Here is a 23,878-nt window from a genome sequence, read left to right as displayed (position 1 = left end):
GCGTTCACGTCGCGGCGGCACGGCGTTCGAATATGTGCTCTACTTTCCGGAGCGGACGGATTCACACCGATTCGGCCTCCACGCTGGAGGTCGTGACGACGGAGGAGAGATCGTGACCGCAAGATCGCACACACGCCGGGTTGCACTCGGCTTGGCTTGGCTCCTCGGCGCCACCGCGCTGACCTCGGTGGCCGTGCCAGCCGCGTCGCCGGTCGCCGCAGCTGCGCCGGCCGACCTGATCATCTCGGAGTACGTCGAGGGGTCGTCGTTCAACAAGGCGATCGAGCTCTACAACGGCACCGGAGCGCCCGTCGATCTGGCGGCCGCTGGCTACGAGGTCCAGCTGTTCAGCAACGGCAACGCCGCCGCGAACTCGACGCTGTCGTTGAGCGGCACCATCGCGCCGGGCGGCACCTTCGTCGCCGCCAACCCGCAGGCGAGTGCGGCGATCCTCGCGGTCGCCGACGTGACCAACGGTGGGGCGATCAACTGGAACGGCGACGACGCGATCGTGCTCGCCAAATCCGACGGTGTCGGCGGTGACCTCGTCGTCGACTCCTTCGGACAGGTCGGGGTCGACCCCGGTTCGGAATGGCCCGGTGGTAGCACGAACGACACGCTGCGCCGACTGCCGACCGTGTGCTCGGGCGACACCGACCCGAGCGACGCGTTCGACGCATCGACCGAATGGCAGGTGCTCGCCCAAGACACCTTCGACGGACTCGGAACACACACCATCGACTGCGCTCCAGCCGGACCGCCGACGATCCTGATCAACGAAGTCGACGCCGACCAGCCCGGCACCGACAGCGCTGAGTTCGTCGAGCTGACCGACGGTGGCGTCGGCAACACCGACCTGTCCGGTCTGACGTTGGTCTTCTTCAACGGCAGCAACGACCTCTCCTACGACGCGATCGACCTCGACGGGATCTCGACGAACGCCGACGGCTACGCGGTCGTCTGCGCCAACGCCGTGACGGTCGCCAACTGCGATCTCGACGACGGCCCCGACACCAACTTCATCCAGAACGGTGCCGACGCGATCGCGCTGTACGACGGTGATGCCGTCGACTTCCCGAACGGTACGGCGATCACGACCGTCGGGCTGCTCGACGCCATCGTCCACGACACCGATGACGCCGACGATGCCGAACTCCTCGCTCTGCTCGCTCCGGGTCAGCCGCAGGTGAACGAGAACGCGAACGGCGCAGCGACCACCGAGTCGATGCAGCGCTGCCCGGATGGGTCTGGTGCTGCGCTCGAGACGAGCACCTACGCGACGTTCGTGCCGACGCCCGGCGCGGCGAACACCTGCGAGATCGTGGTGCCGCCGCTGGCGTGCACCGACGGTGCCGTGCTCACGCTGATCTCGACGATCCAGGGCGCGGGCGGCACGTCGCCGCTCGTGGGCGCCTCGGTCGTCGTCGAGGGCGTCGTCACCAGCATCCTGCCCGGCCTCGGGCGCATCACGGTCCAAGATGAGCCAGCCGACTCCGACGGCGACCCCGCCACGTCCGAGGGCATCTCCGTCTTCGGCGGCACGCTCCCGGCCGGCCTTGCGGTCGGGACGACCGTTCGCGTCGCGGGCACGGTCGGTGAGTTCACGACCAGCGGTGGGGCCTCGTCGCTCACCGAGATCGCGCCGTCGGCCATCGCAGCATGCGACGACGCGCCCATCACCATCGAGCCGACCCCGGTCACCCTCCCGCTCGCAGGCCCCGATGCACTCGAAGCGGTCGAGGGCATGCTCGTCACGCTGCCGCAGGCGCTCACGATCTCGGAGTACTTCAACTTCGACCGTTTCGGTGAAGTGGTGCTGTCGAGCGAGCGCTTGCTCACGCCGACCGCAGAGTTCGAACCCGGGCCCGCCGCGATCGCGGCTGCGGAAGCGAACCTGCTCGACCGGATCACGATCGACGACGCTCGAAGCGTCCAGAACCCCGACCCGGCGATCCACCCCGGCAACGGCGGTGCGTTCGATCTCACCAACCTGTTCCGCGGCGGCGACACGATCGCCGGCATCACCGGCGTGATCGAAGACACCTTCGGACTCTTCCGGCTCCAGCCGACCACGTACGGCACGTACACGCAACAGAACCCCCGCCAGGCTGCGCCCGACGCCGTCGGCGGTGACATCACCGTCGCCTCGTTCAACGTGCTCAACTACTTCACGACGCTCGACGACGGCGTCAACGACATCTGCGGCCCGTCGGGCACGTTCGAATGCCGCGGCGCCGACACCGCGGAAGAACTGGTTCGACAGCGCGACAAGATCGTTGCGGCGATCTCGGCGATCGACGCCGACGTCGTCGGGCTGATCGAGATCGAGAACAATCCCACCGACGACGCCGTGATCGACCTCGTCGACTCGCTCAACGCCGTCAACGGACCTGGCACGTACGCCTCGATCGACACCGGTGCCATCGGGACCGATGCGATCAAGGTCGCCTTCATCTATCAGCCCGCCTCGGTGACCCCGGTCGGTGACTTCGCCGTGCTCGACGGATCTGTCGACGCCCGCTTCCTCGACTCGAAGAACCGCCCGGCACTCGCCCAGACGTTCGCCGATGCCGCGACCGGTGGCACCGTCACCGTTGCGGTCAACCACCTCAAGTCCAAGGGTTCAGCCTGCGTCGACGTCGGCGATCCCGACACCGGCGACGGGTCGGGCAACTGCAACGGCGTGCGTACCGCCGCCGCCGAAGCGCTCGTCGACTGGTTGGCGAGCGACCCGACCGGCAGCGGCGATGCCGACGTGCTGATCATCGGCGATCTCAACGCCTACGACACCGAGACGCCGATCGACGCGATCATCGCGGGTGACGACGACACGGTCGGAACCGGTGACGACTACGCCGACCTCGTCGCCCAGTTCGGGGGCGAAGCCGCCTACTCGTACGTGTTCGACGGCCAGTTCGGCTACCTCGATCACGCGCTGGCGAACTCGGCGCTGCTCGGCCAGGTGACCGGCACCACCGTCTGGCACGTCAACGCCGACGAGCCGGACCTGCTCGACTACGACACGACGTTCAAGCTGCCGGCGCAGGACGCGATCTACGCACCGGATCCGTTCCGCTCGTCGGATCACGATCCGGTGATCGTCGGGCTCGACCTCGACGCGGAACCGGTCGATCAGCCATTGCGACTCACGCTGCTGCACAACAACGACGGCGAGTCGGCGCTGCTGCCCGCCGCTCCGGTCGGCGGGATCGCCCGGTTCGCCACCCTCGTCGACCAGTTGCGTGCCGAAGCGGCCGTCGAGCCGGGCAACGCCGACAGCTTGCTCGTGTCGTCGGGTGACAACTTCCTCGCCGGACCGCAGCTGCAGGCGTCGCTCGACAACGACGACGGCGACACCGATTACACGAACGATGGCCCGTTCTACGACGCGATCGCGCTCGACCGGATCGGCTACGACGCATCGGCGATCGGTAACCACGAATTCGACTTCGGTCCGCAGACGCTCGGCTATTTCCTGAGCGAGTTCGACACGTCCAACATCCGCTTCGTGTCGTCGAACCTCGACGTGACCGGGGACGCAGCGTTGGCGCAGTTCGTCGACACCGCACCGGGCGCCGCCGGGACCCTCGTCGAATGGACGACGGTCGACGCGGGCGGCCAACGTGTCGCGATCGTCGGCGCGACGACACCGCGCCTGCCGTCGATCTCGTCGCCGGGTCCCGACGTGGTCCTCGATCCCGACGTCGGAGCCGCCGTCCAGGATGCGATCGACGCGGCCACCGCCGACGGCACCGACATCGTGATCCTCATCTCCCACCTGCAGAACATCGCGGAGGACCAGGCACTGATCGCGGAACTGTCCGGCCTCGACATCGCGGTTGCCGGTGGCGGTGACGAATTGCTGGCCAACGCCGACGACCCGCTCCTTCCGGGATCGGGGCCGATCTTCGCTCCGTACCCGATCATCCAGACAGCGGCGGACGGTGCCGAGGTCCCGATCGTGACGACGCAGGGCTCCTACGGGTACGTCGGTCGGCTCATCGTCGACATCGACGTCGACGGCAACGTCGTCGCCATCGACGATCGCTCCGGTCCGGTCCGCAACGTGTTCGATCCCGATGTCGTCTACGACGACGCCGTCGAGCCCGACCCGTTCATCCTCGCCAACGTCGAGGCACCGGTTGCCGCCTACGTGGCCGGTCTGCAGGGCGACGTGATCGCGACGACCGAGCCAGCCCTCGACGGCGTGCGCGGCAACGTCCGAACGCAGGAGACCAACCTCGGTTCATTCTTCGCGGATGCACTTCGGGTCACAGCCGAGGATGGCGCTGTCGGCTTCGGCAGCACTCGGCCCACCGTGGCGCTGACCAACGCCGGCGGCATACGCAACGACGTCGTGCTCGGGCCGAACGGTGACGTGACCACGTTCGACACGTTCCAGATCGCGCCGTTCTCGAACTTCGTCAGCGCCGTCGTCGACGTCAACCCCGAGACGCTCAAGGCACTCCTCGAGCGGGGTGTGTCGGCGAACCTGACCACCGGTGGCACGCTCGCCGCCGAAGGCCGCTTCGCGCAGCTCTCCGGCATGGAGTTGGTGTACGACCCGACACAACCGGCGCAGCAGGTGTCTCGCGACGCCGACGGCGTCGTCACGATCACCACACCGGGCCAGCGAGTTCGACAGCTCACGCTCACGCTCAACGACGACGATCCGAGCAACGACATCGTCGTCGTGCGCAACGGTGTGATCGTGCCCGGAGCGCCGAGCGTCGACCTGGCCACCAACTCCTTCACGATCGGCAACGGTGACGACTTCCCGTTCAACCTCGCCGACGGTGAGTTCGTGAACCTGCCGGTGACGTACCAGCAGTCGCTCGCGAACTACTTCATCGGAGTGGGCAAGGTCACGGCCGACGCCTATCCCGAAGGTGGGCTCGGCCGGATCACCGTTGGTGGCGATGTCGTCGACGTCGGCGACCTCGACATCGACCGAGCACTCATCGTGCTCGGTCGACGCGGGGGCGGCACGGCGATCGTCCAGGGCAGCGTCGATGCGACGTTCTCGTCATGCCCGAGGCTCGGGCTGTCGATCGAGGGCCAACAGGTCGCCGATCGGCGTTTCGTGCGGATCTGGAACCGCTGCTACTCGCTGAACCTGTCCGGCTATGCGTCGTTCGACCTGCGGACCTCGACGTTCACGCTGGCGATCTCGCTGCCGAGATCGTTCGGCATCGCCGAGACCATGCTCGACTTCGAGCTGACGCTCGGGGACGAGACGTTCGCCGCTGCCGTGGATGGACGCCGGATCGGGCGTCTCTGGACGGCGATCTAACCGGCGCACTCCGCCGCGCCCGAGCGTGCGAGCGAGATGGGGGACTACTCGTCCTCCATCTCCGAATCCATGTCCATCTCGGAATCCATGTCCATCTCGGAATCCATGTCCATCTCGGAATCCATGTCCATCTCAGAATGGTCCATGTCCATGTCCATGTCCATGTCCATGTCCATGTCCATGTCCATGTCGTCCATGTCCATGTTGAGCGAGCGAACCTCGGCAGTGAAGGTGAGGACCTCGCCATTGTCGAACTCGAGGTCGACGTCGACCATGTCGGGATAGGCGGCGGGGTCGATCCCGAGCACCATGATGTGCGGGCCGCCGGGCTCGAACGTGAGCGATTCGCCCGGGGCGATCTCGTAGCCGCCAGCCTTCTCCTGCATCGTCATCGTGCCGTCGTCGTTCATGACGACCTCGTGGAGCTCCACGGTCTCGGTCACGTCGGTCGCGGCGGCGACGGCCGTGATCGTCTCGTCGGTGCCGTTGGTCAGCACGCCGTACACGGCCGAGTTCGTCTGTCCGTCGGCGGGCTGACGCGACCACGGATCGTCGATCGTGATCTCGCCCGTCGCGGCGGGCGCCTCGGAGCCGTCGTCGTGTCCGTCGTGGTCCGAGCCGCAGGCGGTCAGCGAGATACCGATGGCACAGAGGAGCGCGACGGCGCGACGAGTCGTGGTCGTTGATGTTGTGTTCACGGAAAGCGGGTCGTCAGCCGGCCTGGTTCGGTTCCCGAGGTGGGAAGAACAGTTGCCACAACGCGATCGCGGTGATCGCGGTGCCGCCGACGATCGCGGCGGCGACGGTCGCCCGGTCGAGCCATCCGGGCGCATCGGTGGGGATGATTGCCGCCGTCCAGCCGTCCCGCTTGATCCAACCCCAGATCGCGAGCTGCACGCCGGCGATGAGGGCGGCCGCCGAGGCGATGAAACGGTCGCGTGCCCACAGCGACACAGCGACGGCGGCGGCCACCGCAGCGATGACGGGGAGCGCCCACCACACGAGCCGCGGGTCGGTCTCGCTCGGCAACGATCGGAACTGCACGATGCCGACGCCGGCGGCCACGACGGCGAGCGGCACGGTGACCGTCGTCCAACGCGAGCGGCGCATCGCCAACCATCCACCGACCGTTGCCGCAGCGAGACCGGCGGTGATCCCGATGCCCAACGGCACGGGCGACGGCTCAGGCAACCACGTGCTGGCGACCGTGATCGACACGTCGCCACCGTCGACGACGATCGGGATGACCGCTTCGACGATGCGATCGCCCGGCCCTTTGCCGGCAGGGCGGATCGGCTGCATCCAATGGGCGCGGTGATCGTGCCAGGCATATCGACCGTTGCTCGCGACCTGCTCCCAGTCGGGTTCGGCATCGGCGGTCGCAAACGCCGGCGGTTCGTCGCTGCCGTAACGCTCCTCGTTCAGGTAGGTGGTCGGCGAGTTCCGATTCTCGAGGACGGTGCCGTCGGATCGGAACCACAGATACGGCTCGGCTCGGTAGCCGTCGACGAGCACCTCGGTTCCAGGCGACGCGATCAGCTGGACGAACGAGTCGCCGCCGAGGATGGCGACCTCGATCGACTCGGTCTCCGGCTCGATCGACAGGATCTCCGACTCGTAGTCGGTCGGCCCGGCCGGATCGGCGAACGCGGTCTCCCCGACACCGAGTGTCGCGACGATCGAGACGAATGCTGCGAGACCGAACCGCCGAAGTATCGCCATGTCGGTCAAGCGTCGAGCACGCGCAGGATCAGCTGACCCGACGGATGCACGGTGCAGCTGCCCTCGAACTCGCCTTGCGAAGTGAACTCCTGGCGCAGCGTCTCACCGGCACCGACGAACCACGGGCCGACGTTGTGGCCGCGGTCATCTTCGTTGACGATCTTGATCGTCTCGCCGACGCGTACTTCGAGTTCGCCGGGCAGGATCGACAAGGGTGTGCCCGCATCGAGCGCGAGTCCGGCGCCGACCGGAATCGTGAACTCGTAGCTGGCGACGGCGTCGCTGCCGGTCTCGGAAAATCCCGGACGAGCCTGGTTGCCATCCGCGCTGCAGGCGCCAGCGAGCAACCCGAACGCGAACAATGCGCCGACGAAGCGGTATCGATGTCGGGACGACATGGTCGAGGTGGTCGAGGTGGTCGAGGTGGTCGAGGTGGTCGAGGTGGACGCAGGAGTGAGCAGGTCGGACATCGTGGGCCTCTTCGTTCGGTGTGCGGTTCAGTGTGCAGGTCGATCGAGGTGTTCGACGACCTCGGAAAATGAATCAATCGCGAACATCGTCACGCCTGGTACCGGTCGAGCAGGATCGACATGTCGCTGCTCATGTCGTCGGACGTCGCGCCGAACTGCCACGAGATGACGAGCTCGCCGGCGTCGTTGACGGCGTACAGAAACGGGGAGTGATCGACTTCGATGGTGCCGTCGTCGAGGGTTCGTACTTCCCAGTTGGCGCCGAACGGCTCGGCAATCGTTCGCAGGAGTTCTTCGTCGCTCGTGCCCGCTGCGGTCGCATCCGGGACGAAGCTCGTGACATATCGATCGAGCACGTCGAGGTCTCGGTCCGGATCGATGCCGACCATCACGACATCGACCTTGTCGGCGTCGTCGCCGAGCTTGCGCAACGCCACGGTCAGATCGGCCATCGTGGTCGGGCAGACGTCGGGGCAGTTCGTGAAGCCGAAGTAGATGACCTGGAGCTCGCCCGGGTCGGCGCGGAACGCGACCTGCTCACCGGGTTCGCTCAGTGACGGCAGCGTCTCGCTGCTCATCGTCGGCAGCGGATCGCGGACGACACCCGAGAGCACGCCAGCCTGCTCGTCGCCGCCTCCGCACGCCGTCGCCAGCAACGCCGTCGCGGTCGCGAGACCGACCAATCGGCGCGCGGTCGATCCGGTGGCGCGTGAGAGCAGTGCGAACCTCATGACGTTCCGGTCGCTTCCGGGCGCTCGTTGGTTCCCATCGACGCGACCGTGTCACGGCCGGTCTCTCTGCCGGTGTCACGGCCGGTGTCACGGCCGGCCTGGGTCATCTGGACGAGGTCGAGTCGAGCGCGGGCAACCCGCGAACGGATCGTGCCGATCGGGCAATCGAGTGCTTCGGCGGCGTCTTCGTACGACATGCCGAGCACCTGGGTGTAGACGAACGCCACACGTCGATCGTCGCTCAACGCAGCGAGCAGGAGGTCGAGGTCGGTGCGACCCGAGTCGTCGGGGGCCACGACCGCGCCGACGCCACCACCGGCCATCGTCGACTGGAGGTAGCGGTCGTCGCGTCGGCGGCGCCGCTGCGAGCGCCGGACGTGGTCGGCGCAGACGTGGCGGGCGATCGACAGGATCCACGAACGCGCCGAACCGTCGGCACGGAACCGATGGAGCGACGAGATCGCCCGCTCGAAAGTCTCTTGGGCGAGATCGTCGGCGTCGCGCGCGTCGCCGAGGTATCGGCAGAGGTTCCACACTTCGACCTGCGTTGCCCCGATGAAGCGGGCGAGAGCGTCGTGATCGCCCGCCTGCGCGTCGAGCAGCAGTTGGGTCGTCTTCTGCATCGCGCTCATCGCTCACCTCCGGGAACCGGCGACGGGTGGGCGACGACCTGACCGTCATGCGCCACGACGCTCTCTCCTGTGACCATGCGCTCGAACTGATGTCGGCCGAGACCGACGGCGAGACGAGTGCCAGCGAACAGGCGCTGCTCGAGACGCATCTCGATGACTGTGCCGACTGCGTGCTGTTGCAACGCCGGATGCGTCACCTGCATCGGCAGGTTCGGCTCCGCCCGGCGGAGCCCGTGCCGAATCTGGTGGCGACGGTGACCGATCGAGTGCGTCCGGCGACGCTGGGCCGTGGCGGTTGGCTGCGTCCGGCGCTCGCCTGGGTGTCGCTGGTGATCCTCGTGCAGAACAGCGCTGCGCTCGTCCTCGGTCGAGTCGAAGGGGCCGACGTGCATCTCGCTCGGCACCTCGGAGCATTCGGAGTCGCTCTCGCCGTCGGCTTCGCGTACGTGGCATGGAAGCCGCAGCGAGCGTTCGGACTCCTGCCGTTCGCCTCGGCGTTGATCGCGACGATGCTGGTCAGCGCGACCGCCGACGTCCTTGACGGCGGACGAAGCGCACTCGCCGAATCGGTCCACATCACCGAAGTCGTCGGCCTGTTCCTGGTGTGGATGATCGCCGGCTCGCCCGGCTGGAACGGATGGCGCGGCCTGCAGACGATGCGCGTGCGCGACCGCCTGCACACGCTGCGACGCTGACGTCGACCCGGCTCGCTTCGACGGGGTCATGCCTCGGCCTCGAGGAGTAGGTCGATCTCGGAACGCAGACCGTCCTCGTCGAGGACGCCGCTCCGGCGCAGGATCGTGCCGTCGGACTGGACGAACAGCGTCACCGGGAACGCCGTGATCTCGAGCTCGGTCTGCAGCTCGGCGAGTTCGTCACGGAGCAGTTCGTAGGTGACCCCCCGCTCGGCGGCGAACGCGACCATGGCGGGCCCCTCGTCGAGCGGATTCACGCCGACGAAGCGGACCGATTCGCCGAGATCCTCGTGCACGGCGGCGAACTCGCGAAGCTCTTTCGTGCACGGCGGGCAGGTCGAATACCAGAAGTTCACGACCAGGGGCTCACCCACCAGCGAACGCGTCGGCACGACGTTGCCGTCGGCGTCGAGCAGATCGACGGCTGGCAGTTCGCTGCCATCGTCGGATCCTCCGCCGCTGCACGCCGACAATCCGAGCGCGACCGTCACGCCGAGCGCGACGATGGCAGCGGGGCGGCGACGGGTTCGGCGGCGAGGGGTTCGGCGGCGAGGGGTTCGGCGGCGAGGGGTTCGGCGATTCGACGTGGTGGGATGCGGGGACATGGGCGTTCGGTGCAGTCTCGGGGCGTTCGTCGACGCTGACCAGGGACTTGAGACCCTAACGCTGGGTCGTTGGACCGGGACGTCACACCCCGGTACCGGGTCTGCGAGAATCGTCACATGGCCATCGACGACCTCGTGCCGACCATCGACATCTCCGATCCGTCGGCGACCGAGTTCGACGCGCTCGACCGCGCCTGTAGCAATCACGGCTTCTTTCTGCTGACGGGACACGGCCTCGACGAGGTGATCGACGCGACGTGGGCTGCGGCTCGAAGGTTCTTCACCGCCGACCGAGCGGTGCGTCTCGCCGTGCGACGCAACGACGAGAACCCACTCGGCTGGTTCGATCGTGAGCTCACCAAACGGCGCCGCGATCACAAGCAGGTGTTCGACTTCACCGACCCGTCGTTCGCCACCGTCGATGCGTTCAACCGCTGGCCGGATGACGTCGACGAGTTCCGCCCGACGATGGTTGCGTTCTACGACGCATTCAGCGACCTGGCGCAGCGAACGGTCTCGCTCGTGCACCGCTCGCTCGGCCTGACCGATGACGTCGCAGCGAACTACCGCGGCGACCGCACGACGAGTTCGGTTCGGCTCAACCACTACCCAGTGGGTGATCCGGTGCCGGAGGAGGAGCGCGGCGGGTTGCGCGAACTGGGCGAGACTGCACTCGGCCATCACACCGATCCCGGTGTGCTCACGCTGCTACTCCAAGACCTGACGGGCGGGTTGCAGGCTCAAGAAGCCGACGGCAACTGGGTCGACGTCGCGCCGCGACGAGGGACCGTGGTGGTCAACCTCGCCGATGCCATGCAGGTGTGGACCAACGACCGGTACCGCGCCGCGGTCCACCGAGTGTTACCGATGACCGAGGTCGATCGGATGAGTATCCCGTACTTCTACAACCCGTCTCGTCCTGCGGTGATCGAGCCGATCCCCGAACTCGCCGAGGGAAGCCCCCGGTACTCGCCGTTCGTGTGGCGCGAGTACATGCGGGCTCGTACCGACGACAACTACACCGATCTCGGCGTCGACGACGCGCAGATCACCGACTACGCAGTGACGACCAGCTGATCGACCCGCACGTCGGCTCCTCGTCGAGCGTGCGGTGAGGAGGGCGTGGTGCGAGGTCATCGTGCCTGGCACCATGACCTCGCACCATGACCTTTCGCAACGTCGAGAGCGGCTCAGGGGTCGAGTGTTTGGCCGAAGGCAGGCTGTGGCGTGCACGAACTCTCGAGTGCCGGAGCGGCTGGCGCGATCTGATCGAAGCGGGTCTCCCACGCCGAGGCCTCGACGGCTTCGAGCGACGCCACGAAGTCCTCGAGCGCAGCGAAGTCGAGTGCCTCGCTGCGCACGTTGAACACGGTGTCGGCGTCACGCCAATAGATGCTCGTCAGGTCGGGGTCGAGCGGCTGGCTGTCGACGAACGCGTCGCCACCGAGGAACGTGGTCGCCTGCAACTGCCGCCCACCGAAGGTCAGCTGTGCGAGTGACCCGCCTGGGATCTGCGAGAGGATCACCGGGACCGTGTCGGCGAACCGAGGCACCTGGAACTGAGCGGTGAACGAGTTGAGGCTGGTGCCGATGTCGACCACGCTCCACCCTGGCGGCAGCGAGATGTCGATGGTCGCCAAGGCATCGATCGACATCGACTGGAAGAGCTGTTGGATCGCGGGTCGGTAGAGGGCCTGGCCGGGAGCGTCGTTCAGGATCACGAAGCCGCATGGCACCTGGAGTTGGTACGACGCCGGGTCGCCTTCCCCGATGTCGCTGGCAGTGCCGACGCCGATCGCACCCACCTGCTGCACCGTGAGCCCGTCGGTGTTGGCTGGGTCACCGTCGACTTCGGCGACCCAGACGGTCGTGCCGTCGGGTGCTCGCAAGAGCGCAGCGCTACTGCCCGGCGCTGGTGCTCCGATGTTCACCGTGTCGACCGCCAATGCCTCGCGTGGCAGCACCAGTGGGAAGGTCTCGTTCACCCCGGTCCGCTCGGTCGACGCCACCGTGGTCGGGGCGGCGGTCGTGGTGGCCGCGACGCTGGTCGGTACGAGCGTCGACGTGGTCACGGTCTGTTCCTCGGAATCGTTGCCCGAGAGGAAGGCCCACCCGAGCGCTCCGAGCGCGGCGAACAGCAGCAAGCCAGCGACGACCTTCGGGAGCGACCCGGTGCGCGGCGAGGGTGGGACCGCCATCGCTCGCATCCCGCGCGGCGCGGTCGACACGACCGCGCCGCTCGCAGAACGGGCCGAGATGCTTCGCGAGACGTCGCCGTGCCCGGCGCCGAACAGCCGCTCGCGGATCATGCGTCGTTCGATGAGGGGCATCGGGTCGACGCTGGGCCGAACCGACTCGACGATGTCGGCCGGGTTCACGAGGCCGCGCCTCGAGTGTCGCCAGGCGGGCCCGATCTTGCCGCCGTGACCGCCTTCTTCAGATCGCGTCGGATGCGCGTGAGGCTGGATCGAACGGTGCCGACGGGCAGATCGAGCGCTTCGGCGACCGCTGCGTGCTGGCAGCCTTCCCACAGCGACAGCAGGAGGATGTCGCGGTCGTCGGGGTCGAGATCGACGACCGCCTGCATCGTGAGCGTCACGTCGTCAGCCGGCTGGTCGTACGGCGGTGCGCTCTGATCGACGAGGCGCCCGTCCGGTCCGCGTACCGAGACGAGCGGGTCGCGGTTGATGCCGCTCGATCGGTCGGCTGGGCGAAGGGCGAGCAGGTGCTGGCGTTCGTCGTCGTTGTGGCGGCGGAGCACCACGGTGGCGAGGCCCAGCAGGAACGACCGCTCGGTCCGCTGCGTGTCGTCGAATCGATCCCACGAACGGATGGCGTGTTCGAAGACTTCGGCGGTCACCGACGCCCCGCGCGCCGGGCCGACTCGACGCGTCACCATCGCATGGATGGCGTCGACGTGATCGTCGTACAGCCTGGCGGCGGCTGGTCCGGTCAAGGGCACGCCATACTCTGCCAAATCTCGGGGCCGGCTACCAGGATCGTCGCGGATCGTCGTCGGTCTGAAATCATCGTCACATGAGTGCTCCGGACGATCCCGCCGCTTGCGACCCTGGCGCCACGCGTCGACGACTCGATTCGACGTATGCCGATGCTCGTGCTCGATTCCTCGCCGCAGCGGCGACGGCGGGCGCCGAGCTCACGTCGTTTCCTCATCCCGACCTCGGCCGCGAGGGCGAAGAACTGGCGATCGACGTCGCCGTGCTGGGTGACATCGACGACGACGCCGTACTCGTGATCGTGTCGGGAACGCATGGGGTGGAGGGGTACGCGGGCTCGGCGCTGCAGTCGTGGTGGCTCGAGGAGCGCAGCTCGCAGCGGCCGGCGGGGGTCCGCGTCGTGGTCGTGCACGCGCTGAACCCGGTCGGGTTCTCGTGGGTCCGTCGGGTCAACGAGGACAACGTCGACCTGAACCGGAACTTCGTCGATTGGACGAACCCACCGACCAACGACGGCTACGCCCGTATCGCCGACCTGCTGGTGCCGGCGAGTTGGGACGAGGAGACACAAGCGTCGACCACTGGCGCCTTGCTGGACGTCGCCGCGGAGGTCGGGCTCGAGCGGCTGCAAGAGATGGTGAGTAGCGGTCAGTATTCACATCCGACCGGGGTGTTCTACGGAGGGACCGGGCCGGTGTGGTCGCATCGCTGGTTGGAGCAGCACCTGCCCGAACTCGTCGGGTCGGCGAGCCGACTGGGCCTCGTCGATCTGCACACCGGGCTCGGCCCGTGGGGGCACGGCGAGTTGATCTCCCACGAGTCGATCGGCGATCCCGGTTACGAGCGTGGGGCAGTCTGGTGGGGTGACGTGCGTTCGATGCGCGACGGCGAGAGCGTGTCGGCGTCGCTCATCGGCGACTGGCTGGCGGCCGTCGACGGCTGGGTGCCGACGGCCGAGGTCACCGCGGCGGCGCTCGAGTTCGGCACCGTCGACGTGATCACGGTGCTCCAGGCGCTGCGCGCCGATGCATGGCTGCACGCCCACGGTGACCCGACAGGAGATGCATCGACGGCGATTCGCGCCCAGGTTCGCGCCGCCTTCGCCGACGACGATCCCGCCTGGCTGACAGCGCTGATCGAGCGTTTCGACGACGTCGCCTCAGCGGCGTCGACCGCGTTGCGCGGTTGACGAACGCGTCGCCGGACGCAATCGCGCCAGCTCATGGCCGATCGCCGTCGACACTTGAAAACTTCTTGAAAGAATTGACTAGTGTCGTGACCGCAGTGCACGGTGTCGTCGTCGACGACGGCGCTCGTTGCCGCTCGTCACGACGTCTGGAGACCTCCCGAAAATGTCCAAGTTCTTCCGAATTCTCGTCGCCGGTCTCGTCGCCGTCGTCGGCTCGATCGCCTTCCTGCCGGGCGTCGCCCAGGCATCGGTCAACCTCAACGTCTCGTTCTCGTTCCCCCCGCAACCGCTGACGGTCGGCGACACGAACCTTCCGGTCGTGCTGACGCTGTCGAACACGAGCGACGACGTGGACGTCAACCAGGAGATCTTCGTCTGCAACAACGGCGATCCCGCTCCGTGTGGCACGTCGAGCGAGGCGCCGCCGAAAGACCAGATCGGAATCGGGCTCACGCCGTCGTGTGCTGGCCAAGGTGCTTCGACGACGTGTGCCGTGCTCGATCCGGGCGTCTTCGAGCCGACGTCGCTGACCGCGACGGGCGGTGGCGTGTGTGCCGGCGTCACCTTCGGCATCAACATCGAAGCGTCCGGCACGTGGCGATTCACGCCGCTCGGACTGGCCGCCCCCGGCCAGATCGTGCTGCCGCCCGGCGGCGCAACGTGCACGATCTCGTTCAGCCTCGACGTCGTCAGCTTCCCGACCGGCGACTGGTCGCCGGGCGCGACGGGCCAACAGACCGGCATCCTCGCGTCCGTGACCGGCTACTCGCCCGATGACGGCAACCCGGGCAACTTCGAGCCGGCCGACCGTGCGGTGAGCTCGAGCCGTACGATCAACCGTGCGCAGCCGGAGATCGAGACGACGGCGTCACCGGCGATCACGCTCGGCAACGGCGTGGTGACCGACACCGCGCTGGTGACGGGCCGCGTGAATCCCGACGCGACCGCTGGTGTGCGCTTCCGCCTCTACGGGCCCGATGACGCGACCTGCTCGGGCACCCCGGTGTTCGACGAGACCGTCCAGATCTCGAGCGCCGGCAATCAGGTGACAAGCCCGCCGTACACGCCGATGTCGGTGGGGACCTACCGCTGGATCGCTTCGTATCTGGGTGACTCCAACAACAGCCCGGTCTCCGGCGCCTGCAACGACGCCAACGAGAGCGTCGTGGTCGCACCGGGTCAGCCGACGCTGACCACGCAGGCGTCGCCGGCGATGCGACTCGGCGAGGGCCAACTCACCGACACCGCCAACGTGACCGGCCGCATCAACCCGCAGCCGGGCGCCACGATCAGCTTCGCGCTCTACGGGCCCGACGATGACGACTGCTCCGGTACGCCGATCTTCACGAGCAACAACGTGTCGCAGCCGGTGGCCGACGGCCCGGTCGTCTCGGGTGGCTACACCCCGACCGCACCCGGGGTCTACCGCTGGATCGCTTCGTACAGCGGTGACGTGAACAACCTTGCGGCCGAAGGCGAGTGCAACGACCCGGGTGAGTCCACCGTCGTCGACCGGGCGCTGCCGGTGCTCACCACCGACGCCGGCGACGACGTGCGCATCGGCGACGAACTCACCGACACGGCGACCGTGACCGGGCGGATCGAACCGCTCGCCTCGACGATCGACTTCCGGCTGTACGGCCCGAACGACGACGACTGCTCGGGCAGCCCGATCTTCGAGCAGCTCGGGGTGCCTCTCGCGGCCGATGCCGACACGGTCACCTCCAGTGGGTTCACCCCGACCGTTGTCGGCGTCTACCGCTGGGTTGCGGAGTACTCCGGCGACGTGAACAACGAAGGGTCGATCGGCGAGTGCGGTGACCCCGCGGAGACCGTCGAGGTCCGGTTGGGCCAGCCGACGATCGTCACGCAGGCGTCGCCGAGCGTGCCGGTCGGTATCGGTCAGCTGTCCGACGAAGCGATCGTCAACGGTCGCGTCAACCCGCAGCCGGGCGCCACGGTGAGCTTCCGTCTCTACGGCCCGACCGATCCGACGTGCTCGGGCACGCCGGTGTTCGAGGACCTGAACGTGCCGTACCCGGTTGCGGGTGGGACGATCCGTTCCGCGCTGTACACGCCGCTGGTCGTTGGGACGTACCGCTGGGTTGCGTCGTACAGCGGCGACGCGAACAACCTGCCGGCGATCGGCGAATGCGGCGACCCCGCCGAGACGGTGGTCGTGACCGCAGCGGGGACTCCGCAACTCCCGGCGACGGGCTCGGAGACCGACTGGCTCCTGCGTTCGGGCGGACTCGTGCTGCTCGCCGGCCTCGCACTGATGGGCGTCGGCTCGCGCCGACGCTTCGTCTGATCAGCCCACCGGGGTGATCGCGTCGTCGCCGTCGAGGACGGCGACGACGTTGCGCGCCGCCAGTGCTGCCATCGCGTTTCGGGTCTCGACGGTCGCCGAGCCGAGGTGGGGAACGAGCACGACGTTGTCGAGTCCGAGCAGATCGGGGTGCACGTCGGGTTCGTGCTCGAACACGTCAAGGGCTGCCCCGGCGATCGTGCCATCGCGCAGTGCCGCCGCCAATGCCGCTTCGTCGACGATCGGGCCGCGAGCCGTGTTGACGAGGAACGCGCTCGATCGCATCGTTTCCAGTGCCGCGGCATCCACGAGGTGATGCGTGGCGGGGGAGTACGGGCAGTTGAGCGACACGACGTCGCTCGTCGCGAGGAGTTCGTCGAGCTCGAGCCACGTCGCGTCGAGTGACGCTTCGACGGTCGGGTCGACCCGGTTGCGGTTGTGGTACACGATCTCCATCCCGAACGCGGCGGCTCGCCGCGCCAGCGCCTGGCCGATGTCGCCCATGCCGACGATCCCGAGTCGACGTCCCTGCAGCCCGGTGCCGAGCATCATGAACATCCCCCATGACCACGGCGTGCCGGAGCGGATCAGTCGTTCACCTTCACCGAGGCGGCGGGTGACCATCAGCACCAGCCCCATCGCGAGATCGGCGGTCGCCTCGGTGAGCACCCCCGGCGTGTTGGTGACGACGATGCCGCGTGAACGGCACGCGTCGACGTCGATGTTGTTGTACCCGACGGCCACGTTGGCCACGATCCGCAACCGCGGTGCGGTGTCGAGGAACGCGTCGTCGATGACGTCGGTGATCAGCGAGACGACGGCGTCGGCCGACGCCAGCCGCTCCCGAAGCTCCCCCGCCGAAACGCCCGGGGTCAGGCACCAGGTGTCTCCGGCGCCGCGCAGCACCTCGAGGCCGGGCTCGGGAATCGCACCGAGCACCACGATCTCGGGCCGCTCGTGCCGCACGTCGTTGCTGGGTCCGCTCGCGTCGGGCATGTGGGGCGACAGTACTCGGACGGTCATGAAGTCGACATCCTGAATGGGCCATCACCTACAGTGGCCGTCGACCACACGGGAAGCGGGACGGACATCATGACCACGACGAGCACACTCGGACGCGCCCTCGGCGCTGCCCTCATCGCCGCAACGGTGGCCCTTGCCGGCGTCGCCGGGCCGAGCGTCGTCGACGCCGGCGAGGAGGGCCCGGATACGGCGTCGATCACGATCAACTACAACGTCGAGGACGGTGAACCCGGGACGGCAGCGTCCCTGACGCAAGCGGAGGCCGACGGTCTCGACCCCGAGTTGTTCGACACCGCCGGGTCGGCTCCTGCCGACATCTCCGGCACGGCCGTCTGTGACGAGCCGGACACGGCGACGAGCCCGAATCCGACCAACGGTCGGGGCTACCAGAAGGTCCTCGAGTGTGACGCGGTGGACGTCACCGGATCGGCCTTCGACTTCGGTGTGGCGAACCTGCCGAACCACTTCTACATCAGGAACATCAACTGCTACAACGAATCTCAGGGCTCCCAAAGCTCTCCACCGCCGATCACACCGGCGCCCGGTGACACGTGGGTGTGCTACGTCGACATCGACCCCAAACCGCTGGTGTACATCGACAAGGTGGTGCTCACCGACGACCAGTGCGTCGGGTTCGCCAGCAACGACGTGTGTCTGCTGGGCGCTGACGACGTCACCGACCCGGCTGACTTCACCCTCGAGGTGTACGACGCCGACGGCGAACTCGTGCCCGTCGACGCGCCGATCATCGACTCGAGTCGTGATGGGTGCGTCCCCGACAACGACGAAGATGGCGAAGGCGGCGAAGGTGGTGGGATCATCATTCCGCTTCCGCCCGGCGTGCAGTCGTTCGTGACACCGGTGGAGGAGAGCGACTGCGCTGCGGTGCCGCTGGCACCAGGGAGCTACACGATGGGTGAAGTGCTGCCGACGCACGGCTACGAGGCTGCGTTCCTCCAGTGCTTCGTCGCGCAACCTGGCGGTAGCGAGATGTTGCCGTCACCGAGCTTCGACTTCACCGTCAGCGAGGAGTCCAGCGAGTCGACGTACTGCACGCTCTACAACACCTACGTGACCCAGATCGTGACCGCCGACGTGGTCGTCGAGGGTGACGATCCCGGTCCGGCGACGTCGGAGGATTTCGTGATCAGCGTGATCAAGACCGTCGGCGGTCAAGACGTCGAGATCGTCGCCACCGGAGTCGACCCGGCGCTCGGGGAGGGCAACGCCTCGGCCGAGTTCGAGTTGCCGATCGGTGCCTACCGTCTCGCCGTCGACGTCCCCGAGGGCTACACGGCCAGCGTGGTCGTCGCCGCCGTGCCCGACCCGTCGAATCAACTGCGTCCGGTCGATGGCGCAGCGGCCAACGTCGAGGCGCCGGCAGGACCCGACTTCACGCTGACCCGCCTGAACCGTGCTGCTGGTGTCGTCACGGTGAGCTTCGCCGCCCCGGCCACGACGACCACCACGACCACCACGAGCGTGGCGCCCACCACCGCTGCGCCGACGACCGCTGCGCCGACGACAGCAGGCCCGTCCACGACGATCGCGACGCTGCTGCCCGCCACCGGCAACGACGCCGGCCAGACCACCACGCTGATGCTGTTGGCGATCGGGCTGTTCGTCCTCGGCGGTGGCGTGGTGCTCGCAACGCGCCGGCACTGAGGTCACACCGAGGGAGAACGTCACACCGAGGGAGAACGTCACACCGAGGGAGAATGTCACACCGAGGGCGAGCGAGATCGGCGGCCGGGCGTCGAGCGTCACGTCCGTGATGTGGTCTGACAGCGTTGCCACGCGGCAATACTGAGCGAATGGTCAAGCGCGAGCCGCTCCGTCACGTGCGCATCCACGGGCACGACGTCAGCTACCGGCGTCTCGGTGAGGAACACGACCAAGCCGTCCTGTTGATCCACGGACTCGCCGGGAGTTCGAAGACGTGGGACGCGGTGATCGGGCCGGTCGGTGAGCGCTACGACGTCATCGCTCCCGACCTGCTCGGCCACGGCGAGTCCGCCAAGCCCGTCGGCGACTATTCCCTCGGCGCGTTCGCGAGTGGTCTGCGTGACTTCCTCGCGATGCTCGAGGTCGACAGCGTCACCATCGTCGGCCATTCCTTCGGCGGCGGCGTCGCGATGCAACTGGCGTACCAGCACCCACACCTCGTCGATCGGCTCGTGCTCGTCGGCTCGGGAGGGCTCGGCCGGGAGGTGTCGCCGCTCCTGCGGATGCTGGCGCTCCCGGGCGCCGAGTACCTGATGCCGCTCGGAATGCCGAAGGTGGTCGTCGACGGGGCGACCAGCGTCGGCCGGCTCCTCGGACGGCGCAACATCCGATCGGCCAAGCTCGGGGAGTTCTGGCGTGCCTACTCGTCGCTCGCCGGTGCGTCGAATCGCCAGGCGTTCGTGAAGACGATGCGCGGGGTGATCGAACCGGGCGGCCAGACGGTCAACGCGACCGACCGGCTCTACCTCGCAGCGCGAGTGCCGGTGATGATCGTGTGGGGCGACCACGATGGTGTCATCCCGGTCGCCCACGGGGTCGCTGCGCACGAGGCAATCGAGCACAGCCGCCTCGAGATCCTCGACGGCATCGGTCACTTCCCGCACGTCGAGGCGCCGGAGCGCTTCGTCGAGGTGCTCCTCGACTTCCTCGCCACGACCGAGCCCGGTCCGGATCAGGCGACGCTGCGCGAGGTCATGCTCGCCAACGACGAACGCAGCTGACGGGCTGACCGGTCCGCGCTGGTGACGCGTCGGCTGGTTTGCTCGCTCAGCGTCGACGAACGACGATCGATGCCTGCCCGTCGGCTTCCACGTGACGCAGCAACTCCACGTCGTCTCGTTCGAACGCCTGGAGGAGTTCACCGGCCGGGGCATGGAACGGACCCGGCTGATCAGCGCCGACCTGCGACAGGACGGTGACGACGGCGATTCCGCCCGGGACGAGTCGCTCGACGAAGGCCGCGTAGAGGTGCGGTGCGCGGAACCGCTGGCAGACGATCACGTCGAACCGCGTGAGATCGGGATCGAGCCCGTCGTCCAGGTCGGCGACCCGCACCTCGATGCCGGCCGCGAGCCCGGCCGCGTCGGCGGCGTCTCGGACGAGTCCGACCGCGACAGGCGAGACGTCGAGCGCGACCACCGACAGACCGCGTCGCTCGAGCCACAGCGACTGCGCCCCCGCTCCGGCGGCGACGTCGAGCGCTCGGCCCGATGTCGGCACCACCGATTCGAGTTCGTCGGTCAACGCGTCGGGTCGTGACGGGCTCGCCAGCCGATGACCGTCGTAGCGGGCATCCCAGCGGGTGGCGTCGTCGTGCATGTCGGTCAGTGCACCCGGTACAACGGCAGGGTCGAGCAACGGAAGCTGCCGCCGGTCTTGGGTGGCTCGCTGTAGGGCACCTCGATGACCTCGATCCCGCGGGCTCGCAGCTCGGCGTTGATGCGCGTGGACGTCGGCTGTGAGATCACGAGTTCGCGCGACAGCGACAGCACGTTGGTGCCGAGCCGTTGCTGCTCCTCGCGCGTCACCTCGATCAACTCGTAGGTCTCGCGCAGCGCAGCGGGCACGTCGATCATGCCGCCGGGGTAGATCAGGGCGTAGCCGTCGCCGACGGGGAGGAAGGAGCAATCGAGATGAAGGACGTCCTCCCCGTGGTGGAGCCCGCTCAGCTGGATCGGGACGATCTCGTACTCGGGAACCAACTGCATCAACCAGGCAGCGCCGGCGAGCGTCGTGCGCTGACCGATCCCGACGAACACCTTGCCACGGTCGACGATCACGTCGCCGCCTTCGATCACGAGGTCTTCGGGTCCGAACAGGATCTTCACGTGCTCGGGGAAGTGCTCGAACAGGTGGGCGTAGCCCCGCCACTCGTGGCGTCGACTCCGCGCTGCCATCGTGGTGACGACGAACGTGTCGCCGATGACCACGCCGATGTCACGCGTCATCATCTGGTCGGGCAGATACGGCAACGGATGCGGCTGCACGACGGCCACGCCGTGTGCTTCGAGCACGTCGATCAGCCCGTTGACCTGCTCGGTGACGGCTTCGACGGTCGGGGCGTCGGGGCCGTGGTAGAACTGGCGTTGCGTCTCGTTGATGATCTCGGGTTCGACCTGCAGGAAGTTGTCGGGGTAGCCGACGATCACCGAACGCAGCGGTGCCGTCTCGGAGTCGACGTAGACGTCGATCATGCCGTCGGTGTACATCGGCGTCACGGTACTGCCGCGAGCAGGTCGGCCGGTGCCTGCCCAGAGTCGGCGCCGCAGGTGCCCGGTGTCCGTGCCCGGTGTCTCGGAGCTGATGCTCGTATTCGACCGCCCCACGTGAGATCATCGTCACCCGTGACCGACATCGACGACGTCTTCAACACTCAGACCGAGCACGAGCCGGGTTGGCTGTCGCCCGAGGACCTCGAACTGGTGCGCGCCAACGTCCCGATCGTCTACGTCGACGCCGTTCCGGTGCGCGTCGATTCGCTCGGCAACGTGACCCAGGTCGGTCTGCTGTTGCGCGTCGCCGCCGACGGGACGATCAGTCGGATGGTCGTCACCGGGCGGGTGCTGTTCGGCGAGCGGGTGCGCGAGGCGCTGATGCGACACTGCGAGAAGGACCTCGGCCCGATCGCCATGCCGCGAGTGCCGGCCAACCCGACGCCGTTCACGGTCGTCGAGTACTTCCCGGATCCGCAGCGATCCGGTTTCTACGACCCGCGCCATCACGCGGTCTCCCTCGCCTACGTGGTGCCGGTCGAAGGGGATTGTGAGCCGACCCAGGAGGCGCTCGACCTCACGTGGTTCACCCCCGAAGAGGCGGTCAGCCCGGACGTCCGCAGCCAGATGACGAGCGGCCACGACCGCCTGATCCGCCTCGCCCTCGCCCACGTCGGCAAACTCCCGTAGGCGACTGCGCTCCATCGACGCGTGGCCGTCGCCGCACGTCAACGTGGTGTCTGACACCAGGTTGACGTGCGGGTCAGAGTTCCGAGAGGCGACGGCGAAGGAATGATCGTTCCGATTCGTTCGTGCTGCACTCGATCGCACGGTCCAGCGCTACAGCGGCCTCGTCGAGACGCCCGAGTCGTCGTAGGGCGTCGGCCCGAGCGGTGTGGAAGTACACGTAGCCGTCGACGTCGCCGTCCAGGTCGTCCGCCTGCGCGATCGCGTCGAGCGCGGCGAGCGCGGTTGCTGGCCCGTGCACGTGATCGACGGCGATTGCCCGGTTGAGCGCGACCAGCGCGGTCGGCTGGCGGTTGAGGAGCACGTCGTACAACCGCAGTACCGCAGCCCAGTCGGTCGCTTCGAAGCTGGGGGCGGTGGCGTGGAGGGCAGCGATCGCCGCCTGGAACTGGAACGGACCACCTCGTTGCAGCGAGTGCGCTCTCGCCAGTTCGGCGAGGCCGCGGCCGATCATCGGCTGGTCCCACAGCGATCGGTCCTGGTCGGCCAGCAGTATCGGGCTGCCGTGGTGGTCGAGGCGACTCGGGCGTCGAGCGTCGGTGAGCAAGAGGAGCGCGTGGAGGCCGGAGACTTCGGGGTCGTTGGGCACGAGCCGACTCAGGAGTTCGGCGAGCCAGATCGCCTCCTCACACAGGTCGCCTCGAATCAACGCCGTGTCCGTCGCGCTCGCGTGGCCTTCGGTGAAGATCGACGAGATCACCTCGCAGACCGCCCCGACACGCTCGCCGAGGCTGTCGAGCGTCGGCGGCTCGAAGGGGATGCGGGCCGCACGGATCTTCGACTTGGCGCGTGTGAGCCGTCGCGCCATCGTCTCCTCCGAGACGAGGAAGGCGCGTGCGATCTGCGGGGTCGAGAGCCCGGCGACGATCCGCAGCGTCAAGGCGACTTGCGCCTCCGGCCCGAGCGCCGGGTGGCAGCATCCGACGAGCAGCGCGAGTTGGTCGTCGAGCGCACCCTCGTCGGCGACTCCCACGGCCTGCCAGTCGCGCTGCTCGTTCGCCACGTCGAGCTCGGCCGCGTTCGCCGTCAGCGCGGGGAGTCGATCTTCGAAGCGCCGAAGGCGCCGAATCTGATCGATCGCCTTGCGGCGGCCGGTCGTGAGCAACCACGCACCCGGCCGATCGGGTGTGCCGTCGACGGGCCATCGCGTCGATGCCTCGACGAACGCGTCCTGAGCAGCGTCTTCGGCGATCGTGAGATCGCCGACGTCGCGCACGAGCGTCGCCACCAAGCGTGGCCATTCGGTGCGGAAGACGTCGGCGATACTCATCGAGCGTCGGGGTCTCGTC

General features: G+C 67.9%; 20 protein-coding genes. 8 read left to right on the top strand and 12 right to left on the bottom strand.

Annotation, left to right across the window (positions count from 1 at the left end; all coding sequences use genetic code 11):
- Positions 1-112 precede the first annotated feature (112 nt).
- Positions 113-5,293: an ExeM/NucH family extracellular endonuclease gene (locus tag ACE37B_RS21110; protein WP_409925324.1), complete on the top strand. Its 5,181-nt coding sequence runs from the start codon at positions 113-115 to the stop codon at positions 5,291-5,293.
- Positions 5,294-5,337: 44 nt separating this feature from the next.
- Here ACE37B_RS21110 and ACE37B_RS21105 read toward each other — a convergent pair whose 3' ends face one another.
- From ACE37B_RS21105 to ACE37B_RS21085, 5 genes are all read right to left on the bottom strand, one after another.
- Positions 5,338-5,991: a copper chaperone PCu(A)C gene (locus ACE37B_RS21105; RefSeq protein WP_409925323.1), complete on the bottom strand. Its 654-nt coding sequence runs from the start codon at positions 5,989-5,991 to the stop codon at positions 5,338-5,340.
- Between the two features lie 13 nt (positions 5,992-6,004).
- The gene (locus ACE37B_RS21100) at positions 6,005-7,015 is read right to left on the bottom strand and encodes a hypothetical protein (protein WP_409925322.1); all 1,011 of its coding nucleotides are present in this window, start codon (positions 7,013-7,015) and stop codon (positions 6,005-6,007) included.
- Between the two features lie 5 nt (positions 7,016-7,020).
- Positions 7,021-7,485: a hypothetical protein gene (locus tag ACE37B_RS21095; RefSeq protein WP_409925321.1), complete on the bottom strand. Its 465-nt coding sequence runs from the start codon at positions 7,483-7,485 to the stop codon at positions 7,021-7,023.
- An 89-nt stretch (positions 7,486-7,574) separates the two neighbouring features.
- The gene (locus tag ACE37B_RS21090; RefSeq protein ID WP_409925320.1) at positions 7,575-8,216 is read right to left on the bottom strand and encodes an SCO family protein; all 642 of its coding nucleotides are present in this window, start codon (positions 8,214-8,216) and stop codon (positions 7,575-7,577) included.
- Positions 8,213-8,839: a sigma-70 family RNA polymerase sigma factor gene (locus ACE37B_RS21085; RefSeq protein ID WP_409925319.1), complete on the bottom strand. Its 627-nt coding sequence runs from the start codon at positions 8,837-8,839 to the stop codon at positions 8,213-8,215. Before ACE37B_RS21085 ends, ACE37B_RS21090 begins: the two co-directional genes overlap by 4 nt.
- 56 nt (positions 8,840-8,895) lie before the next feature.
- On the opposite strand from ACE37B_RS21085, the gene ACE37B_RS21080 reads away from it, so the two are divergent.
- Complete coding sequence (locus tag ACE37B_RS21080; RefSeq protein WP_409925318.1) at positions 8,896-9,543, top strand: zf-HC2 domain-containing protein; 648 nt, start codon at positions 8,896-8,898, stop codon at positions 9,541-9,543.
- Between the two features lie 26 nt (positions 9,544-9,569).
- Here ACE37B_RS21080 and ACE37B_RS21075 read toward each other — a convergent pair whose 3' ends face one another.
- Positions 9,570-10,148 (bottom strand): TlpA family protein disulfide reductase, encoded by a 579-nt coding sequence (locus tag ACE37B_RS21075; RefSeq protein WP_409925317.1) that lies wholly within the window; start codon positions 10,146-10,148, stop codon positions 9,570-9,572.
- Positions 10,149-10,265: 117 nt separating this feature from the next.
- On the opposite strand from ACE37B_RS21075, the gene ACE37B_RS21070 reads away from it, so the two are divergent.
- Positions 10,266-11,225, top strand: a complete 960-nt coding sequence (locus ACE37B_RS21070) for an isopenicillin N synthase family dioxygenase (protein ID WP_409925316.1) — start codon at positions 10,266-10,268, stop codon at positions 11,223-11,225.
- A 113-nt stretch (positions 11,226-11,338) separates the two neighbouring features.
- Here ACE37B_RS21070 and ACE37B_RS21065 read toward each other — a convergent pair whose 3' ends face one another.
- Together ACE37B_RS21065 and ACE37B_RS21060 are read right to left on the bottom strand one after the other, a co-directional pair.
- Positions 11,339-12,478: a hypothetical protein gene (locus tag ACE37B_RS21065; RefSeq protein ID WP_409925315.1), complete on the bottom strand. Its 1,140-nt coding sequence runs from the start codon at positions 12,476-12,478 to the stop codon at positions 11,339-11,341.
- Between the two features lie 44 nt (positions 12,479-12,522).
- A complete protein-coding gene (locus ACE37B_RS21060; RefSeq protein WP_409925314.1) occupies positions 12,523-13,104 on the bottom strand; it encodes an RNA polymerase sigma factor in 582 nt (193 codons plus the stop codon).
- An 80-nt stretch (positions 13,105-13,184) separates the two neighbouring features.
- On the opposite strand from ACE37B_RS21060, the gene ACE37B_RS21055 reads away from it, so the two are divergent.
- A complete protein-coding gene (locus tag ACE37B_RS21055) occupies positions 13,185-14,294 on the top strand; it encodes a DUF2817 domain-containing protein (protein ID WP_409925313.1) in 1,110 nt (369 codons plus the stop codon).
- A 163-nt stretch (positions 14,295-14,457) separates the two neighbouring features.
- A complete protein-coding gene (locus ACE37B_RS21050) occupies positions 14,458-16,605 on the top strand; it encodes an LPXTG cell wall anchor domain-containing protein (RefSeq protein WP_409925312.1) in 2,148 nt (715 codons plus the stop codon).
- Here the strand turns inward: ACE37B_RS21050 and ACE37B_RS21045 are convergent, their stop codons facing one another.
- A complete protein-coding gene (locus ACE37B_RS21045) occupies positions 16,606-17,598 on the bottom strand; it encodes a 2-hydroxyacid dehydrogenase (RefSeq protein WP_409925470.1) in 993 nt (330 codons plus the stop codon).
- 96 nt (positions 17,599-17,694) lie between these two features.
- Between ACE37B_RS21045 and ACE37B_RS21040 the strand changes: the two genes are divergently transcribed.
- Positions 17,695-19,290 (top strand): hypothetical protein, encoded by a 1,596-nt coding sequence (locus ACE37B_RS21040; RefSeq protein ID WP_409925311.1) that lies wholly within the window; start codon positions 17,695-17,697, stop codon positions 19,288-19,290.
- Between the two features lie 149 nt (positions 19,291-19,439).
- Entirely contained in the window at positions 19,440-20,351 is a 912-nt protein-coding gene (locus ACE37B_RS21035) for an alpha/beta fold hydrolase (RefSeq protein WP_409925310.1), read from the top strand.
- Between the two features lie 46 nt (positions 20,352-20,397).
- Here the strand turns inward: ACE37B_RS21035 and ACE37B_RS21030 are convergent, their stop codons facing one another.
- Both ACE37B_RS21030 and ACE37B_RS21025 read right to left on the bottom strand, forming a co-directional pair.
- A complete protein-coding gene (locus tag ACE37B_RS21030; protein WP_409925309.1) occupies positions 20,398-20,949 on the bottom strand; it encodes a class I SAM-dependent methyltransferase in 552 nt (183 codons plus the stop codon).
- 5 nt (positions 20,950-20,954) lie between these two features.
- Positions 20,955-21,839: a dimethylarginine dimethylaminohydrolase family protein gene (locus ACE37B_RS21025; protein WP_409925308.1), complete on the bottom strand. Its 885-nt coding sequence runs from the start codon at positions 21,837-21,839 to the stop codon at positions 20,955-20,957.
- Between the two features lie 135 nt (positions 21,840-21,974).
- Between ACE37B_RS21025 and ACE37B_RS21020 the strand changes: the two genes are divergently transcribed.
- Positions 21,975-22,532 (top strand): NUDIX hydrolase family protein, encoded by a 558-nt coding sequence (locus ACE37B_RS21020; RefSeq protein WP_409925307.1) that lies wholly within the window; start codon positions 21,975-21,977, stop codon positions 22,530-22,532.
- A 73-nt stretch (positions 22,533-22,605) separates the two neighbouring features.
- On the opposite strand, the gene ACE37B_RS21015 is transcribed toward ACE37B_RS21020, so the two are convergent.
- Complete coding sequence (locus ACE37B_RS21015; RefSeq protein WP_409925306.1) at positions 22,606-23,859, bottom strand: RNA polymerase sigma factor; 1,254 nt, start codon at positions 23,857-23,859, stop codon at positions 22,606-22,608.
- Between the last annotated feature and the right edge of the window lie 19 nt (positions 23,860-23,878).

This window comes from Ilumatobacter sp., assembly GCF_046290335.1.
Classification (GTDB): domain Bacteria; phylum Actinomycetota; class Acidimicrobiia; order Acidimicrobiales; family Ilumatobacteraceae; genus Ilumatobacter_A.
This window is presented reverse-complemented; position numbering and strand designations above follow the sequence as displayed.

Bases quoted from the DNA above. Each gene is read 5' to 3' on its own strand.
- ACE37B_RS21040 (WP_409925311.1), top strand. From the start codon at position 17,695: ATGACCACGACGAGCACACTCGGACGCGCCCTCGGCGCTGCCCTCATC.
- ACE37B_RS21050 (WP_409925312.1), top strand. From the start codon at position 14,458: ATGTCCAAGTTCTTCCGAATTCTCGTCGCCGGTCTCGTCGCCGTCGTC.
- ACE37B_RS21075 (WP_409925317.1), bottom strand. From the start codon at position 10,148: ATGTCCCCGCATCCCACCACGTCGAATCGCCGAACCCCTCGCCGCCGA.
- ACE37B_RS21035 (WP_409925310.1), top strand. From the start codon at position 19,440: ATGGTCAAGCGCGAGCCGCTCCGTCACGTGCGCATCCACGGGCACGAC.
- ACE37B_RS21025 (WP_409925308.1), bottom strand. From the start codon at position 21,839: ATGTACACCGACGGCATGATCGACGTCTACGTCGACTCCGAGACGGCA.
- ACE37B_RS21090 (WP_409925320.1), bottom strand. From the start codon at position 8,216: ATGAGGTTCGCACTGCTCTCACGCGCCACCGGATCGACCGCGCGCCGA.
- ACE37B_RS21100 (WP_409925322.1), bottom strand. From the start codon at position 7,015: ATGGCGATACTTCGGCGGTTCGGTCTCGCAGCATTCGTCTCGATCGTC.
- ACE37B_RS21085 (WP_409925319.1), bottom strand. From the start codon at position 8,839: ATGCAGAAGACGACCCAACTGCTGCTCGACGCGCAGGCGGGCGATCAC.
- ACE37B_RS21095 (WP_409925321.1), bottom strand. From the start codon at position 7,485: ATGTCCGACCTGCTCACTCCTGCGTCCACCTCGACCACCTCGACCACC.
- ACE37B_RS21045 (WP_409925470.1), bottom strand. From the start codon at position 17,598: ATGCCCGACGCGAGCGGACCCAGCAACGACGTGCGGCACGAGCGGCCC.
- ACE37B_RS21015 (WP_409925306.1), bottom strand. From the start codon at position 23,859: ATGAGTATCGCCGACGTCTTCCGCACCGAATGGCCACGCTTGGTGGCG.
- ACE37B_RS21065 (WP_409925315.1), bottom strand. From the start codon at position 12,478: ATGCCCCTCATCGAACGACGCATGATCCGCGAGCGGCTGTTCGGCGCC.
- ACE37B_RS21055 (WP_409925313.1), top strand. From the start codon at position 13,185: ATGAGTGCTCCGGACGATCCCGCCGCTTGCGACCCTGGCGCCACGCGT.
- ACE37B_RS21070 (WP_409925316.1), top strand. From the start codon at position 10,266: ATGGCCATCGACGACCTCGTGCCGACCATCGACATCTCCGATCCGTCG.
- ACE37B_RS21080 (WP_409925318.1), top strand. From the start codon at position 8,896: ATGCGCCACGACGCTCTCTCCTGTGACCATGCGCTCGAACTGATGTCG.
- ACE37B_RS21030 (WP_409925309.1), bottom strand. From the start codon at position 20,949: ATGCACGACGACGCCACCCGCTGGGATGCCCGCTACGACGGTCATCGG.